This is a genomic window from Coprothermobacter platensis DSM 11748 (assembly GCF_000378005.1).
GTDB lineage: Bacteria > Coprothermobacterota > Coprothermobacteria > Coprothermobacterales > Coprothermobacteraceae > Coprothermobacter > Coprothermobacter platensis.
This window is the reverse complement of record NZ_KB899040.1, coordinates 1,163,851-1,180,563: the sequence shown is the minus strand read 5'-3', so window position 1 is coordinate 1,180,563 and position 16,713 is coordinate 1,163,851. Positions and strand designations below refer to the sequence as shown.

Below are 16,713 nucleotides of genomic sequence, written 5' to 3'. Positions count from 1 at the left end.
ATTATATAGCAACTGCTCTTATTTGTAGGTTCTTTTTTATCGCTTATAAAACACGATTTGGTTGTTTAAGCAGTACATGTGATTCACCTATAATGGTTCCCTTAACGGCTTCTAAAAGGGGAACTGGCGTACTTGCCAGTTTGTGAACCAGTGTTTCACGTGGAACTTTGGGCCAATTGCTAATATCATTAGGCAATCTTCTTCTCACTTGTACTAAGTCATCACTGGTTTCTATGGCATCAGCCTTTATAAAATGTTGCTTTGTGTTTGCTAAACCGACATTTATGAGAGCATATTCGCCCAAGTGGCTCCAAACTTTTTTGACCAGTGATAGCCAATCAAAAAATGGTACCAAATCGTTGTAGTCTTGTGTGACAACGTTCCACTCATCTAATTCGAAAGCGTTATCATTAACGGACTGCATATAGTATGGGGGTTTGCCTTCATAGTTGTCTGTTCTGATTATGTTTATTGAACCTTTAGGCTGCTGCGTAAGGACAACACGGCACCTAAATAAATCCGAAAAGAGCTCTGCCCAGTCTTTTCTTGGGGTATAAACAGTACTTCCCAGAAGGCTCAACATTCTTATGTTATATTTACCCAGGCCCAGTATGAACGGCAGTATATCGTAGAAGCTTGTGTAAATACGCGGCTGCATTAAACGGAATGCTTCACTCGTGGATGGAGTAATGATGCCTTCTTTTAACTGACTTGCCCAAAGTTGAGGGGCATATATGCCTACTTCCGAGCTGCAAGGTTCATCAGGAACTTTGTAATCAACAAAAAACGTGTGAGAAAGCGTAATGGGATAATGAGCACTGGAACTTTCATCAGCTAAGGCGACTAAACCGCTAAGGTAACTAAAGACCCAGTGGAGCTCCCAACCGCTAATGGTAAGTTCTTTCCTATACTGTTTCAAATGTGTAATCGTATTTCTTATGTCCTGTTCCCAAATCGCTTGCAAATGATAAGGGAGTAGGCTGGCATCAGGGTGTTCTTTAGGATTGCTAAGTGTAGTCTTCATAAGGGGCACATGATGTAATGTGGTTGCCAGTGAAGTCAAATAGATTAGCGTAGGCCGGAGTTCTTTAGGATAGTTTTGAGCAAGTTTTTCTGCAGCTTCGACGACTAAGTTTAACCCCAAAATAGTGTGTCTGGATGTTAGCGAACCTGTTTTTAGTTCTTCCTGGAACTGTGCATCAACTTTACCTACATCATGGAGATAGACCAAACTTTGCATCATCTCTATACCATAGCGCAAAATGAGATGGGCTTCAGGACCAATGGGTGGACGCCAAAGTTTATCTGAAAGTTCAGCAAAACGCCGAGCTACATCCACGGAATGGCTCCAAAGCGTTAGGGGGTCTTTGTCCATGTTAAGCTTGGGAATGACATTTAGGTAGACGTCTTTAAGGCCATAGTATTCAATTAAGTTCATGTTAATATTTTACTGTAAGAATTTGCGGCAAAAACGTCTATTCTTTTTTATTGTTTCTTATAGATCCGGAGGTGCACCACCATGTCGAATAACAATAGAAGCGTTAGAAATAGCAGAAGCACAAGAAATGCCAGAGGTAGCGCTGCGCGTTGGATACTCATAGTAGTACTTTTGATCGTCATTGGTTTTGGAGCGGGTTTCTTGTATTCGCGCTATGGTGGGAGTTTTTCCAGTTCCGGTGTGAAACCCGGTTACCTTTCAAATCTTGACTCTATTTACTTGAACAGCATTTCAGGAGACTTGGAACTCACTGCCACGCAAAAGGAAGTTGTACAACTTGCCATAAAATCTGAGTTCTCTGAAAGAGTGGCATTGACTCAACAAGGTTTAGCTGACAATGCTATTTCTTCTCAATTAAAGAGTACAACAGCATCTGCTGTCGAAATTATTACCAGCGCTTTGGGAGATAAAACAGATAAGTTTATAGGTTTAGTCAAAGAGTACAATCAAAGTCGTTCTATTCCGCTGGCACTCACACAGGTAAAGGTTTATTATATCGTGGCTGACCCAGACTGGGGAGTAAAGGCAGAGAACCATTATGTAGTTGACGAAAACAAACCCTTAAGAGCGTTGGAAGCGTTGATTCAAGGTCCAACTGATTTAAGTATGGGTATGCCGCTTCCGCCAACAACACGTATTTTGGGTTTCAATGTGGAGAATGGCACTGCGTATGTGGATTTAAGCAAGGAAGCTATTACAGAAGCATATAAGTACTGCCCAGTATCCGCAGGTGGCGAAGCGATGAGTATTTACGCCATAGGAAATACGCTAACCGAGTTTCCTGACATAAAAACAGTGAAGCTTAGCATAGAAGGCAAAACCAAAGGAGAAATAGACGGTTACGCTATAGAGTCATACTGGGGTCACTTTGGTTTGCCTAGCGAAATAACAAGAAACGAAAAGGCTATTATTCCGTAGATTCTTCGCTGTCCATGGGGTTTACTTGGTCATCATAAGGATGGTCAAGTAAACCTTTTTCCGTAGTTAATAGTTCTGCAGGTTGGTAGAAGAGTTCCCACGAAACACGCCGTTCAAAGATGACATCCCTGACTTGTTTTTCTCGCTCAGTGAGTTGTTTGGAAGTTCCGCTTTTTACTTCTATGAAGACAACTTGTTTTAAATCGCCATCGCTCAGCCCATCGAAAACAATGAGATCGACAGGTGTTCCCAAAAATCTGGCATCTTTGGGATTATAGCTAAAGTTGGGCAGGAAAGGAACTAAATGCTCCGTTATTTGTCCAAGCATGACCGATTTGCTTCTCTTTGCAGCATCCTGCCGGATGCCATCTTCTTCGGCAAGCTTCCACTGTTCAAAAAGTGCCTTGTACTGCTGTTCTGTGCTTAATCTGATTGTTTCTATTTCTCGACTCTTCCAGTCTTCGAACTGCGCCTTCCAAAATGTTTCCGCACGTAACTGACTTTCCCTTATGGTAGCTTGGTATTCTTCTTGCAATTCTCTCTTTGTGCGCTCTAAATCTCTTTGGTAAGAAAGCTTGAGAAAAAGCAGCAAGAGTAAACCCATAGACAGGCCTATAAAAAACCACATCATACACAGTATTTTAATGCACAAGAGAGTCAGCCATCATGTCTCATGTTTGATTAGCTGACTCTCTTCATTTAGCACTATAAAGCTAATAAGTTCTCTAAAATTTCTGTGTAAACCTGAGGAAGCATTTTCAACGAAGGTATTTCCACATACTCGTTAGGTCCATGTACGTTTCCACCTTTGGGACCGAAATCGATAGCTTTTACACCCAGCGGTGTGAAATACCGGCTGTCTGCCGCTCCAGCACCTTCTACAGCTTTTGCTTTTTCTCCATGTTGCGTTATGACGTTTAAGACGGTTTTTACAAACGGTTCTTTTGGGTCGGTGAACAAAAATCCTGCCTTATCTTTGTTACCAAAGCTCACTTCGGCTTCAGGTAGGTTATAAGAAATCACTTCGCTAATGGTTTTTTCTATGTCACTGTTGCCGTTGCTCATAGCCCTTATGTCGATATAAAGTACATGTCTTTCTTGCTCGAAACTGTACATGTTCGGTGTTATGGAAACACCAAAATCGCTGTATCTGTCAGGTTTTATAGGCGCCTTGATTAGTGGAACAACGGCCTTCAGAAGGGCAGTTAGGTTTTCATCCACGTTAACATCACTTTCTGAACCGACTGTTTCATCCACGTATGTAAGAACGACCTTTCCCGGCACAACGTTGGATTTTAAAAAAGCGCCGCTAAGTTGTATTGCTTGAAAATCAGTTTCCCTGAGAAACTGCGATGCGGCAATAAGCGGATGTGTATCTACACCAGGCAAGAAATATGCAGCATGCCGTGTTTCTACAATGGGCGTACGGATTTCGAAAGTCTTTTCTTTAACAGCGCCTTTAACGGCAACCGTTTTAGCGGGCAGGCTTATGTTTACACCAAATCCCTTCCTTCGTCTGACAATTGGAACCATGCCAGTACCGTCTGCATTGATTAAGAAAGAAGGTAAGCTGTTCTCTTCTTGCATTTTATCAGCTATGAAAGATGCCATGCGTCCGCCTGTTTCTTCGTCACCTGTGAAAGCGCATATGACTTTTCCATTAAGTGATTTGTCTTTTAGTGCTTTTAAAGCAAGCATGAGTGAAGCAACGTTTTCTTTATCATCCACTGATCCCCGGCCATAAGCTTTATCGCCTTCAATGGTCAACTTAAACGGTTCATAAGACCATTCTTCCACGCTCACGGGCACTACGTCAAAATGTGCCATAGCCATGACTTTTGGCTTGCCTGTACCGATTGATGCACAAACTGCATATGCACCATCATGCTCAATAATCTCGTTTTCTATGCCCCACGAGGAAAGCGTATTTGCTATGAATTGTGGGCACTCCTTTGTTGGCAGTAAACCCTTACCAGGGTCATTCACGGTGGGGAAAGATACCAGTGTTGAAAGTAAATCCACCACATCCAAAGTGACGCACCTCCTTTTCTGTAGCTCGTCTTTGCGGATGTATCTGCTTGGCTACCCTATAATTTGCAAATCTTTAGGATAGTGATTTAATACCTCGCAACCATCTGAAGTTACTAAGACCAAATCTTCAATGCGCACGCCAAACTTTCCTGGGAAGTATATGCCAGGTTCTATGGAGAAGATCATCCCTTCATCAACGGGTTCGGTATTTGCTGAAGAGACATCTCCTGTTTCGTGAACGTCTAAGCCGATACTGTGTCCTGTGCGGTGGGTGAAATATTGACCAAAACCGAATTTAGATATGTGGTTGCGGGCGGTTGCGTCTATGTCACAAAAACGTACGCCTGGTTTCACCGTTTCTATGGCTTTCATGTTTGCTTCAAGAACGATGTTATAAACCTTTCTTTGGAGTTCATCTGCTTTCTTGTAAAAAACCGTTCTTGTCATGTCAGAGCAGTAAAAATCTTTGCGGCACCCAATATCGATTATGATACTGTCGCCTTCATTGAGGATGGAAGTTGCGTCTGTCTCATGATGTGGGTCTGCTCCATTGGCACCATATGCGATGATAGGTTCGAAAGAAAAGCCCTCGGCCCCCAGTTCTTGGTATGTTTCCAATAGAATTTGAGCCATCTTTTTTTCACTGTAGCGATTAGGAAGCTTAGCGATGATTTTCTCCATGGCTTGGTCATTTATGCGGGACGCCACTCTCATAAGCTCGCGTTCCTCTTCGTCTTTGCGTGCTCTTATGCTGTCAACAATGGGGGAAATATCCACAAAATCTTTAACCTTTACTTGGTGCATAAGCCTTATTAGGAAGCGTGCAGGCCAGACTTTGTCTACACCTAAGAGCACTTCATTATCTACGTGAGGTGATAGTATGGCTATAGGGTCTTCCGAATCACCATAGCTCACCACATCGGCGCCAAAATCGTCTTTTACAGCGAACATCTCATTTACGAAAAGCATTGGGCGATTATTCACTTTTAAAAGCAGCACTAACATGCGTTCCCCGGGGTCGATAAACTTTCCGGTAAGGTAAAAAATGGTCATTGGGTCTGATATAATCATTTGCCCAAGGCCATTTTCCGACATTTTCTGTAGTACTTTGTGGAGACGTTTTTCATTCATGGGTTCTTACCTCCTTACCAAAGATTTTATGCTTTCTTTGGCGGAGGTAAGAACCTTTTCATATTATGCTTTTTCTAAAAGTGATTTTATAGATTGTAAACGCTGCTGCCTGGTAGCGCGCTGAACGGTGGGGTTCCAATTGCCCAATAGGTTTTCATGGTAGACAGGCGCCTCTGCCTGATAAAAAACGCCTATGGGTAGCTTTTCTGTTTGCTCGGTTAATCTCATTGCTTCATCCACGTTTGCCGCAGGCTGAGAAAGTAGCTCCACTTTGCTGTTATATAGTTTGTAAGTGTCATTGAATGACACGCATGGCTGGAGCACGTCCACAAAAGAGAAACCTTTATGCTTCATGGCTTGTACGAAGACATCGGTAAGTTCTTTTAGTCTTCCTGAAAAGCCGCGTGCTACAAAAGTTGCGCCAGTAACCAGCATTAGTTTAAGTGGATTGATAGGCTCTTCTGGGCTTCCAAATGGTGTGGAAGGTCCTTTAAAACCTTCTGGTGAAGTAGGGGTAAACTGACCCGTGGTTAAACCATAAACGCCATTATCATGTATGATCACTGTCATATCCGCGTTTCTTTTTGCGGCAAATATGAGGTGTTCTATTCCTTCGCCGAAAGCATCACCGTCACCAGCAAAAGCTACTATGGTTGCCTGTGGATTGGCAAGCTTCATACCCTGAGCAGTGGCGATTTCTCTTCCATGCAGGGAGTAAAAGCCAGATAAGTCGAGGTAGTCAAATATTTTGGCATGGCAACCAATTCCTGCTGTTATGAGTATGTTTTGTCTGCTTATGCCGTCTTCCATCTCCAGTCTCTTCACAGCATTCTTAAAAGCATTGAAAATTCCAAAATTCCCGCATCCGGGGCACCATGTATTCTCTTCATATGTGGTTAAATCGTCAGCCATGTTTACAGCACCTCCTTTATGCTCTGAGCAAGTTCTTCTGGATCGAAAGGCCTACCATCATATTTTCTAATGGATGCTTTTGCCTTTATGTTTGTTTTATCCTTTATCAGTGTTTCAAACGTGCCCATAACACTCTGTTCTACAACGATGGGGCTTTCTTCTTTGAACTGCTCGAATTCCCAAACAGGGAAGGGCTCAAGATAAATAGGCTGTACTACCCTTGCCTGTATGTTTCCACAACGGAGAGCTTCCAAAACAGACATAGTGGTTGATCCATATGTAAAAATGAGTGGTCCTGTTTCGCCAAACACGTTCACTGTGTGCATCTGTTTAAGTTTTTCTATAAGTGCTTCTTCCTTACGGGCTCTCTTTTCGTGCATTTTCGCTATCATCTCTGGGCTTTCTGTGGAAAGTCCATATTCATCGTGTTCATAGCTTGTGAATTTCACTACTTGTTCTGAAGGTGGGAACATCAGCGGTGATATACCGTCTTCTGTTAATTTGTATCTGAGATATTTTTCGTCGCCGCCTGTATACATTACAGGTTGAGCCCATTGCGTTTTTTCAACATCTATGTCTACATTCATACGACTTTCTATGAGGTGTTTTTCTGTTAGCAGTGTGCCTACAGTTTGGAACTGCTGTACCATGTTCAGCATCTCGGCAGCCAGATAAAATGCTTCTTCCATGCTGTAAGGGGAAGCTACTATGCGAGGAAACTCGCCATGTCCTTGATTAAGCGCAAAGCGGAGATCTCCTTGCTCGGTATATGTAGGCACTCCCGTGGATGGGCCTGGCCTTGAGCCAAGAATAGCCAACACAGGTACTTCTGCCATACCTGAAAGAGAAAATGCCTCTTCCATAAGAGCCATTCCACCGCCACTGGAAGACACCATAGTCTTAAGGCCCATGGAAGCAGCACCGATAGCCATGTTTATAGCAGCAATTTCACTTTCCGGATGCATAACCCCAATGTTGAAATCTTTAGCATGTCCAGCTAAGTAGTGCAGTAAAGGGGATGCTGGCGTCATCGGGTAAGCAAAGAAGAAATCCAATCCACCTGCTACAGCACCCATGGATATGGCTTCGCTTCCGCTTATCATGGGCAGATGCTTTGCATCACTTTTCTTTAAGGCAAATTTGGCATAAAGCTGTGGTGCCACCGCATCGTATATTTCCATAGCAAAGTTAACATTGTTCTCTGCATCACGATACTGGCTCTTTATGACCTCTGTAAGTTCATCTTTTGACATGCCTATTGCCGCTGCCAATGCAGCAATGGCTCCAACGCCAAGCCTTAATTCGGAATTCGTGTATTTGCGCGAAATAGTGGTAAAAGCAACACCGACTCCATTTGGAATTTGCTGATCTTTCATAGCATCACTGTTATAGACCATGATGCCACCACTGGTCAAATGATCCTTATGCATATCGTAGCTTCGTTTGTCTGTGGCAACAACAAGATCTGCTTTCATATAATGGCTTTGTATAGGATAAGTAGCTGAGGAAACTACGGCAAAATTGTGCCCACCTTTAATAAGGCTCTGGTAGTCCTCCATCTCAAATACGCGTCTTCCCATTTGCGTAAATATATAGCCAGCTACAGCTCCGGCTTTTCTGATACCTGCTCCAGCCGTGCCTCCAGCTATAAAAGTAAATAACTCTTTTTCCACAATGTCGCCCCCAATTCATTTTTAAAATGGTTAAATCTATTATAACGCTTTAGTAAAATACAAAGCATGAATTTTTATAAAGCAGTAGTTTAAGTCCTTGAACTCTGCATGCTCCGATGGTTTCTTTCGCCATGTAGTTTTTCCCGAACTTTCTCCTTGCACATCAGCACAACCAATCAACTTGTCGCTAAAAGCTTCATACTATATACTGCAACATTTAGATTTCTTTATATAAGAGGCCGTTATATCAGTTATTAGTTACTTAACTGCAACTATGGCATATTTCTCATCATTGTCTATAATTGTTTCCACATTCAAATTGGCTGCAACCATATATCCTGTCAAAGTATCCGAATCTGGAAGCTCAATGTTTTCCATGTTTTCTCCCATATTACGGTGCATCGTGTTTATATGCTCACGGCTTTCTGAATGGAGTATAGCCAGTTTTCCGCCTTTTTTGAGGAGTTTTGCCATCTTTCTTATGCTTCCTTCTTTATCAGGAAAGTGTGGAAAAGATGAATAGCAGATGACGAAGTCAAATTCCTGCGTTGGGCTGAAAGTCATGATATCACCTAATATGAAATCTATATTAGGATAAGTTTCCTTTGGAAATTTTGTTTTAGCAATCTTAAGCATGTTTTCTGAATAGTCAAGACCGACGATTTGTCCAGATGGACACACCAACTCCAGTAAATAAGGGGTTAGTGCTCCTGTTCCACATCCCACATCTAATACTGAAGAACCTTCTGTTACATGAACGTAGCTCAAAACGTCCTGCACTTTTATGGGGTCGTGGTGAGTTCTACTGTCCCATTCAGAAGCAATGCTGTTAAAAAACTCTTTATCGCTAAGTTCCATAATATAAAATCATCCTTTCTGTGTAGAGAATTTTTGTTTTTGTTGTGCTTCCGCATGCAAAATAAGTGTTACAAGCGGGGGTATAACGATTAACTGGAACACGATGCCCGGTAAACCCACTGCAAACATGGTATATAGAAATGACGTAATCTTAAAGGGCTGGCCGAGGACGAGTGTTAATAATGCCCAGTTAGCAATAATGGAAACCAGCCTGCCAGAGACCATGGCTAGTATCATTGAACCATATATGCCTTTTCTTAGATGTCTGTACAAGAGAGATGTGACTATAGCATACGTCGTTAACTCCGCAACCATAGTAAGGGCTCCGGGCATAGGTGGCATACCTGTTAAAAAAGAACTTAGAAGTGGCGTAACTGCTCCAACCAAAGCTGCGAACTGCCAAGGCAGTAGAAAGCCAGCTATAATTACAGGCAAGTGCATAGGTAAAAACATGGGGCCGCCTAAAGAGACCATATGGAATACAACCGGTAAAAGTATCCCTATCGCAATGAGCAGTGCAGTTAGCGTTATATTCCTGATGTGTTCATTCACAAAGTACGGCTCCTCTCAACGAAAGCATTATGGTGGTATTTTAGCTCAAAAAACTACACACAAAAATAACCCTATTTAAAACAACTAAAAAATTAAAGATTCTATCTGCTGTTAGCCTACAGTATCTGTATAAAGTTATGCCCTTGTTCATCGGATTTGTACGCAGCTTCCATAATAAGTTCTGCTATGTGGCCATCCATGAATGTGGGAGCATCATCCATAGGCTTGCCATTACTTACTCCCATTAAAAACCATAGTAAGCTGGTTAAATGTGTGTCTACCATAAAACCTTGAGAGAGTTTTGCTGGTGGGTAGAGTTTCGTTATGTTTTGATAAAACGTGTCTTGCATAAGTGTTTTTGTATCCACGTATATGCGCTGGCCATAGGTATTATAAAAAGCAGGGGAGTATGGTTCGTGGTTTAGATCAATGAACAGAGAACCAGCGGTACCATAAATCCAAAGTCTGCTGGCATCGTTGCCCACAGCTAAGCGGGATGCTTCAATGGTACCGCTTATGCCGCTTTCCACTTGCAAGTCCAAAGATGCCCAATCATCGACATCAACATTACCTATTTCACCGTTGGGACGTTGGCGTTCTTTAACCACTGTTTTTGTTGTGCAGCTCACTGCTTTTACGTCTCCGAGTAAGAACCTAACTAAATCGATAAGATGTACGCCAAGATCAACTAAAGCGCCACCGCCGCTCTTGCTTTTTTCTAAACGCCAAGTCATGGATTTTTGTACCGGTAAATAGCTGGAATGAAGTATTTCTCCACGGAAGGCATAAGGTTTTCCTATGATACCTTGTTTTATAGCTGAATGCGCAGCAGCTACAGCTGGGTTGAACCTCATAACGAAAGCGACCTGGTTTATTACCTGTGTGGTAGTTGCTGCTTGTAGCATCTGAGCCGTTTCATCGCTGTTAACAGCCAGCGGTTTTTCACAATATACGTGTTTGCCAGCTTTCATGGCAGTTAAAGCCTGCTTTCGGTGAAGAAAATTCGGTGTGCATATGTCAACTACGTTTAATTCACTGGAAGCTACGAGTTTTTCCATGCTGTCTACCACTGTTTTAAATCCGATCTGTTTTGCTGCTAGAGCATTTTGCTCAGGGTGGCTACTAAAAAGCGTATGCAAATTCACTGAAAATGGAACATCTATGCCTAAAAGAGGAATGTTTCTAAGACCGAGCAAATGTGTCTTGGAAATTGTTCCTAAACCGGCAAGCCCATAGTTTATTTCCATGTTGATTGCCTCCCTTTCCTACACAAACAAAAATAGTAATGTAAAAGTGTATCGAGATCTTAAACTATCTGAACCTTGCATTCTACATAAAAATGTTACACCGCATCGGTAGGAAATAAGCCATTTTTCTGGTTATCGTGAATGTGTATAGAGAGTTAGCTTCTAAGAACGGGCATTTTGTAGCGGTGGCTACGCTCTATCATTTTGAAGCTGACCGTTCGAGCAATTAGTAGAAATGAAAAAGGCGGCTCTATCATGGGCCGCCCCATAATACATATGTATTTATTTATACTTGCGTCACCTTGCTTAAATAGCGAGGTGCATCAGGATTAATATTTCTTAGCCGCGCTAAGTGGAAAGCAAATAACTGGGCAAATGTTACCTCGGAAAACGGATAAAGATAGTTCTCCATGTGCGGTAATGTGAAGGCAAGATCGCCAAGTTTTAGCGCATCTTCGCTATCAGAAATGACCAGAACATGCGCTCCTACTTGTTTGACCCGGTTTATAACATTCAAACTGACCTGCAACGTTTCATCGTTGGGTGCCAAGACAATAATGGGGAACATGTTACTAGCAATCGCTACAGGGCCGTGCAAAAAGTCTACTGATGACATGCCCCAAGCACTTATGTAGCAAGATTCTTTAAGCTTTAGTGCCGTTTCTAAAGCAGCGCTGTAAGATAAGCCAGTACCTAAAACAACTAAGTTCGAGGCAAAGGTGTAGTGTGATGCCAGTGACGCTATTTGCTCTTCTTGTTCTATAACATGTTGCGTTACGTCGATGATAGCGGATGTATTTATGTTTTTATTGGAAAGTTCATTTGCGAGCATAAGGAAAGCAGCTAAAGAGGCTGTAAAACTCTTCGTTGCACATACGCTTTCTTCTTTACCTGCTTGCATGTATACAGCGTTATCACCAGCAAGTTTAAAAAGTGTACTTTCAGGATTATTGGTGACTGCCATCGTTATAGAACCTTCTTTGTTAGCCAATTTTATCGTTTCGCATACGTCATCTGTCTCTCCGGACTGTGATACACCCAGTACTAATGCATTCGCAATATGTGGTGGGTTCTTATAAAGTGTATAGATGGAACCAGTACTTAAGGAACATGGGAGGTCATCCAGGAGTTCTAAGACATATTGCCCGTAAACGCATGCATTATCTGAGCTACCACGACCAGACAGCACCGCGAAAGCCGGATTGTACTGCTTTATCTGAGTTGCAATAGCTTTCATATGCGGTGTTTCTACATCAAGAAGTTTCTCTAAAACAGCAGGAACCTGCTTTATTTCCGTAAGCATTTTAAACTGTTCTTCGCTCATTCTTTTCTACCTCCTTATGCTGCTTAGTTTTGTACTTTAATCGTCTGAAGGATCATTTCTATCAAACGTTCTCCTTCGCCTTTTTCTAAAAGGGTAGAAAGTGTTTCATATCCACCTTCTTCATAGGCAGTCTTGTCTGGGATATAACCAATGTAATCGGTGCAGTAACCAACGACAAACACAGTTTGTGGCTTCAGTGCTTCTTCTATTTCCTTACCTAAAGTGGAAAACAGCTCTCCAGGAATGCCTGCGAATACGAAGTTGCCCATTTTTATAATCTTGAATGCTGTGCTGACGCTGGTGGCTCCATCCACAAGCTTGCTTTCTCTTATTAAACTTTCTACTCCTTCCACTTTAGATTGCCAAGGTCTGAGATTTGCCTTACCTTCTTTTTTGGCTTGTTCAAGTTCCATTTTAGCTTGTTCAAGCATATTCTCCAATGCATGTACTTCTGGCATTTTCTTTATTTTTAGTTTTATCGGCACTGTTTTTACTGTGCATTTTACATTTTCTAATTCTACTTTTTCTGCTTTGCTTATGCAACGCTCAATACTTTGCGCCATGACTGTGCTGATGCGGTTGAGTTCTTCAAAACTGGATTGTTGTCGGTAAAAACGTGTGCTCATATCTCCTGCCGCACCGTTAAGGAACATGCATAAGTCTATGGAAGGAATATCCTTCCTTAAAATAGATGCTACTTGTCCAGGAAAATCAGCACTTATAAAGTGATTCTCTTCATGAAGCACAGTGGGATGGCATCCGAAATTGTATAAGAGCACTTGCTTTCCCTCTTCGCTACTTAGCATAAGCATCTTAAAGGTTGGCATGGGCTCTTCCATTGCTTCTCTGCGGTTGCCAAAGACTCTTTCTGTAAATGGACATTCACCATAATACAGATTACCGATGTGTGTATTTTGAACTGCTTGCACAGCCGATTTGACTGCCTGCTGTTCTGTGTATTCAAGTAAGGTATCATCAATATCATTTATGTGCATGATTTCGCCACTATCTTTTGCAATGGTTATGCTTTGTAGACCTTCAGGTCCAGAGTGCGTATGAGTGGCAGCAATTAAGATGTTGTCTTTGGGTATATTTGTTAATGCAGACACACGTTCAGCTACGTGCTGTGTGAAGCTATACGAAATCGCCAACGTATCAAGTGCTATAAACAGAATTTTATCTATCTCGTTTAGTTCAATGTATAACGATTTCGCATGCAGGTCGTCGTGGACTCCTTCAGCTTTCCTTTCGCCTATGAATCCAGCCATTTGTACACCTATAGGCGGCGTTATCACTTCTTCTGAGAAACCGAATCTCATCATATTTTGTTATGCCTCCAAGAACTTTTTTATGGCATGCAGAACACCGAAGTCTTCATTGGATGTGGTGATAAAGGAAGCTTTGCTCTTTGTATAATCATCAGCATTTGCCATGGCAACAGAAAAGCCTACAACATCGAACATAGTAGCATCACTTTCATTATCACCAATGGCCATGACATTGGAAGGTGGAAAATCTAAAATATGGAGTAAGTACTGCAATGCACTTCCTTTGCTAACTCCAACAGGCATAATGTCTAAGCAGCCATCATCCGCTCGCATAATGTTAACTTTTTCTCCAAAGAGGTTCCTAAGTTCGTTCTGTAGATCATACAAATACTTCTCATCCAGTATGACGGCTATTTTTCTTACACCTGTCATATCTTCTTTGGGAATCTTAGTAAGATCTATGTTTATGATAGGAGCCGGCTCTTTGTCTGTAAAGAGATGTACTTCCGGACGTTTGTAGCATGTGAGTGTTTGCCCTTTATAGAGGTAAAAATTGGATCCATATTGTTTTGCTTCTAAATGTTCTGCAATAGACCTAACAATTGGCTCATCAATGAATGTTTCGTAGATAATACTGTTCGTGATAGGGTCGACTACAACAGCACCACCCTCACAAATAACAGGCAAATCAATTGGAAACCTGTCCGAGAAATTTTTCACTGACGGAAAGCCACGTCCAGACGCCATAGTAAGTTTAACCTCAGGAGTAAGCACCTCCTTTATTAGGTCCACGTACTCCTGAGGTAATTCTGAACGATTGTTTAATAATGTCCCGTCGAGGTCTGTAACTATGAGTTTCCTGACATTTCTCAATCGCTTCTTTATATCTTCAGCCACATCTTTTTTACTTATCTGACCCTGCATAGATAATATTTCCCTCTCCTATTGTAGCTTCTACCTTGAGATTTTCCTTGTTTAGCACGACAATGTCTGCAAAACAACCTTTCTTTAGAGCTCCTCTATCTTTAAGCCCTATTGACTTAGCAGGCAATAAGGACGCTGAATTGAAAGCTTCAGCGATGGTTAAATCACCGAAGTGCACGAGATTTCTAAAGCCTTTGTCCATGCTAAGCACTGATCCTGCCAATGTTCCATTTTCCAGGCGAGCTGATGTTTCGTCAACGATGATATTTCTATTTCCCAGTTTGTAAGTTCCTGGTTTTCCCAAACCTGCAGCCATTGTGGCGTCAGTTATTAGTACCAATCTGTCCTTTACATACTGGCACATAAGCTTTAAGGTAGCTACATGCGTATGCACACCGTCCCCTATGAATTGCAGGAAAAATGGGTAGAGCAAACCTGCGCCGATTAAACCTGGTTCCCTATGCTGGAAGGGTGTCATAGCGTTAAAGAAATGCGTTATAGATGTTGCTCCTTTGGCAAATGCTTTTGCTGCTGTTTCAAAATCTGTAGATGTGTGACCAAGAGAGACGTTCACACCTTCCGAAGCTAAAAGTTCTATCATATCCAAATGTCCTTCTATTTCAGGTGCAATGGTGATCATGAGAACATCGCCTTCACTAAGAAGGGTCATTATGTCATCGCGGTTTGCTTGCCTAAATAGGTTTGGATCCATCGCGCCTGGAACTTTCTTACTTATAAAAGGTCCTTCTAAGTGTAGCGCGAGCGGTCGTGTCCCGCTGACCTCAGAGAAGTGTTTTGTAAGTTCCATGATAGGCTTCAGCATTTCCACAGGAGCACCAGTTGTGGTAGGCAAGAATGCCGTAGTACCAGTGGATGCTAAGCTTTTAGCCATGCTATTTATAGATTCCATTGTTCCTTCCATGGTGTCATGCCCTGCAAAGCCATGAATGTGAACATCGATAAAGCCCGGGCCTACAATGTAACCTGTGAGATCCAACATTTCCAGGTTTTCTTCAGGCTGGTTAAATGATACGTTTTCAATATGAGCGTTGTTCACTTCTACATAAACTGTGCCATCTACGTGCTGAGGGTTGTAAAAATTATCAGTTTTTATAACATAGTGGTTATTTGTTATTTCAAATGCCATTACACTTAAGCCTCCTTAAACTTACTTGTTTATCCAAATACGGTATCCGTATTGCTCTTTATATTGTTCTTTTAGCTTTTCATTGAACTCGGGCCCGCCATCTATGTTTGCACTCATCAAAACTGGTGGCTGGAAATTGTTCGCGAGCATTTCTTCAATGGCATAAACTACTGTTTGGTTCAGAAGTAGATCAGCAGAAATAGAAGAAGTTCCTCCTACATTGGTGTATAAACCCTCTATTTCTACTGCTGCATCTCCTTCCTTGCTGTGATTGTCGAGCACAACATCAGCAAGTTCGAAAAGCCTTTTACCGCTGGAGTGCCTTGATGTGCTTTTCTTACTAACTTCCAAAGCGGTAACGGCTATGAGTGGAACATTTTTCGATTTCACAAATGATGCCATTTCTATGATAAAAGGATTTCTTCCAGAATTAGATATGATAACTACACAGTCGTTGGGTCGTAAGTCCCAACTCTCCGTGAACTTTGAGCCAACACCCTCCACGGTTTCATAACGACCAAAGGTCTCTTCCATTACGGCCTTTGCGGGCAGAAGACCACCAGCTCTTCCTGCTATTTCAATGGAAGCTGCATAAGAATGGCCGCTTCCAAATGCTTGAATGATACCGCCATTCATAATGCTCTGAGCCATCAAGTGTCCAGCTTGTTTCATGTTCTCTTCTTCTGTTTCCAAAACGGGAATTAAGCCTTTAATTACTTCGAAATATTTCATTTTTTACCTCCTACTAAATTACTTTTAATTTTTGCCCAGTCAATTTCTTCTTGCTCCGATACCTGCCGAAAATAAACTCTTATACCCAAATTAGAAAGACTCTCTATTGCTTCAATTTCATTGGCCAACAGATAAGCATACATAGTTGCTTTCTTTGTATCCTTCCTGTTACTCATGGGACCGATGTTGAATTCTTTAGGCAAACCGGAATGCTGCTTAAAAAGTTCAAGCGCTATTTGTGGATTCTTAAGAAGAATAAGTGTATTCGTTTTATCATTTATTGATTCTTCTACTGCATCATAAGATTTGTCGAGAGCAAAGACTTCCAACCTGACGCCAGGTGGCACAGACAATTTGTATATACTTGCCATAGTGGGGTTTTTTGCCGTCTCATCATCGATCAGTAAAATTCTGTTAATGGCATAAGTCTTAAGGACTCTCACAATTACCTGACCGTGGATAAGTCTATCATCGCATCTAACTAAGCTAACACTCATC

16 protein-coding genes are annotated in these 16,713 nt (G+C 41.9%); 1 reads left to right on the top strand and 15 read right to left on the bottom strand.

The genetic code is table 11. The annotated features are described in order from the left end of the window. Nucleotides 1–43: 43 nt before the first annotated feature. On the bottom strand, nt 44–1,438 hold the full coding sequence (locus D890_RS0106345; RefSeq protein WP_083916943.1) for a CRISPR-associated endonuclease Cas3'': 1,395 nt from the start codon (nt 1,436–1,438) through the stop codon (nt 44–46). A gap of 81 nt (nt 1,439–1,519) precedes the next feature. On the opposite strand from D890_RS0106345, the gene D890_RS0106340 reads away from it, so the two are divergent. Beyond that, nucleotides 1,520–2,416, top strand: coding sequence for a GerMN domain-containing protein (locus D890_RS0106340; RefSeq protein WP_018963678.1), 897 nt, complete (start codon nt 1,520–1,522; stop codon nt 2,414–2,416). Here D890_RS0106340 and D890_RS07650 read toward each other — a convergent pair. The 14 genes from D890_RS07650 to D890_RS0106270 all read right to left on the bottom strand — a co-directional run bounded on the left by D890_RS07650 (nt 2,406) and on the right by D890_RS0106270 (nt 16,712). After that, a complete protein-coding gene (locus D890_RS07650) occupies nt 2,406–3,047 on the bottom strand; it encodes a Holliday junction resolvase-like protein (protein ID WP_156802692.1) in 642 nt (213 codons plus the stop codon). The genes D890_RS0106340 and D890_RS07650 overlap by 11 nt on opposite strands. A gap of 74 nt (nt 3,048–3,121) precedes the next feature. Further along, on the bottom strand, nt 3,122–4,447 hold the full coding sequence (locus D890_RS0106330; RefSeq protein WP_018963676.1) for a M20/M25/M40 family metallo-hydrolase: 1,326 nt from the start codon (nt 4,445–4,447) through the stop codon (nt 3,122–3,124). Nucleotides 4,448–4,498: 51 nt separating this feature from the next. Next, nucleotides 4,499–5,578: a M24 family metallopeptidase gene (locus tag D890_RS0106325; protein WP_018963675.1), complete on the bottom strand. Its 1,080-nt coding sequence runs from the start codon at nt 5,576–5,578 to the stop codon at nt 4,499–4,501. A 63-nt stretch (nt 5,579–5,641) separates the two neighbouring features. After that, complete coding sequence (locus tag D890_RS0106320) at nt 5,642–6,490, bottom strand: thiamine pyrophosphate-dependent enzyme (protein ID WP_018963674.1); 849 nt, start codon at nt 6,488–6,490, stop codon at nt 5,642–5,644. 2 nt (nt 6,491–6,492) lie between these two features. Beyond that, a complete protein-coding gene (locus D890_RS0106315; protein WP_018963673.1) occupies nt 6,493–8,163 on the bottom strand; it encodes a 2-oxoacid:acceptor oxidoreductase subunit alpha in 1,671 nt (556 codons plus the stop codon). A 258-nt stretch (nt 8,164–8,421) separates the two neighbouring features. Continuing rightward, nucleotides 8,422–9,021, bottom strand: coding sequence for a class I SAM-dependent methyltransferase (locus D890_RS0106310; protein WP_018963672.1), 600 nt, complete (start codon nt 9,019–9,021; stop codon nt 8,422–8,424). Between the two features lie 9 nt (nt 9,022–9,030). After that, entirely contained in the window at nt 9,031–9,573 is a 543-nt protein-coding gene (locus D890_RS0106305; protein ID WP_018963671.1) for an ECF transporter S component, read from the bottom strand. Nucleotides 9,574–9,689: 116 nt separating this feature from the next. Then, complete coding sequence (locus tag D890_RS0106300; protein ID WP_018963670.1) at nt 9,690–10,820, bottom strand: Gfo/Idh/MocA family protein; 1,131 nt, start codon at nt 10,818–10,820, stop codon at nt 9,690–9,692. A 286-nt stretch (nt 10,821–11,106) separates the two neighbouring features. Then, nucleotides 11,107–12,144 (bottom strand): SIS domain-containing protein, encoded by a 1,038-nt coding sequence (locus tag D890_RS0106295; protein WP_018963669.1) that lies wholly within the window; start codon nt 12,142–12,144, stop codon nt 11,107–11,109. A 23-nt stretch (nt 12,145–12,167) separates the two neighbouring features. Further along, nucleotides 12,168–13,466 (bottom strand): neutral/alkaline non-lysosomal ceramidase N-terminal domain-containing protein, encoded by a 1,299-nt coding sequence (locus D890_RS0106290; protein ID WP_018963668.1) that lies wholly within the window; start codon nt 13,464–13,466, stop codon nt 12,168–12,170. A gap of 6 nt (nt 13,467–13,472) precedes the next feature. Then, on the bottom strand, nt 13,473–14,336 hold the full coding sequence (locus D890_RS0106285) for a Cof-type HAD-IIB family hydrolase (protein ID WP_040363585.1): 864 nt from the start codon (nt 14,334–14,336) through the stop codon (nt 13,473–13,475). After that, the gene (nagA, locus tag D890_RS0106280; RefSeq protein ID WP_018963666.1) at nt 14,317–15,483 is read right to left on the bottom strand and encodes an N-acetylglucosamine-6-phosphate deacetylase; all 1,167 of its coding nucleotides are present in this window, start codon (nt 15,481–15,483) and stop codon (nt 14,317–14,319) included. The genes D890_RS0106285 and nagA overlap by 20 nt, the downstream gene beginning before the upstream one ends. 21 nt (nt 15,484–15,504) lie before the next feature. Beyond that, nucleotides 15,505–16,215, bottom strand: a complete 711-nt coding sequence (locus D890_RS0106275) for an SIS domain-containing protein (RefSeq protein ID WP_018963665.1) — start codon at nt 16,213–16,215, stop codon at nt 15,505–15,507. Then, on the bottom strand, nt 16,212–16,712 hold the full coding sequence (locus D890_RS0106270; RefSeq protein ID WP_018963664.1) for a PTS sugar transporter subunit IIB: 501 nt from the start codon (nt 16,710–16,712) through the stop codon (nt 16,212–16,214). Before D890_RS0106270 ends, D890_RS0106275 begins: the two co-directional genes overlap by 4 nt. Nucleotide 16,713 lies beyond the last annotated feature (1 nt).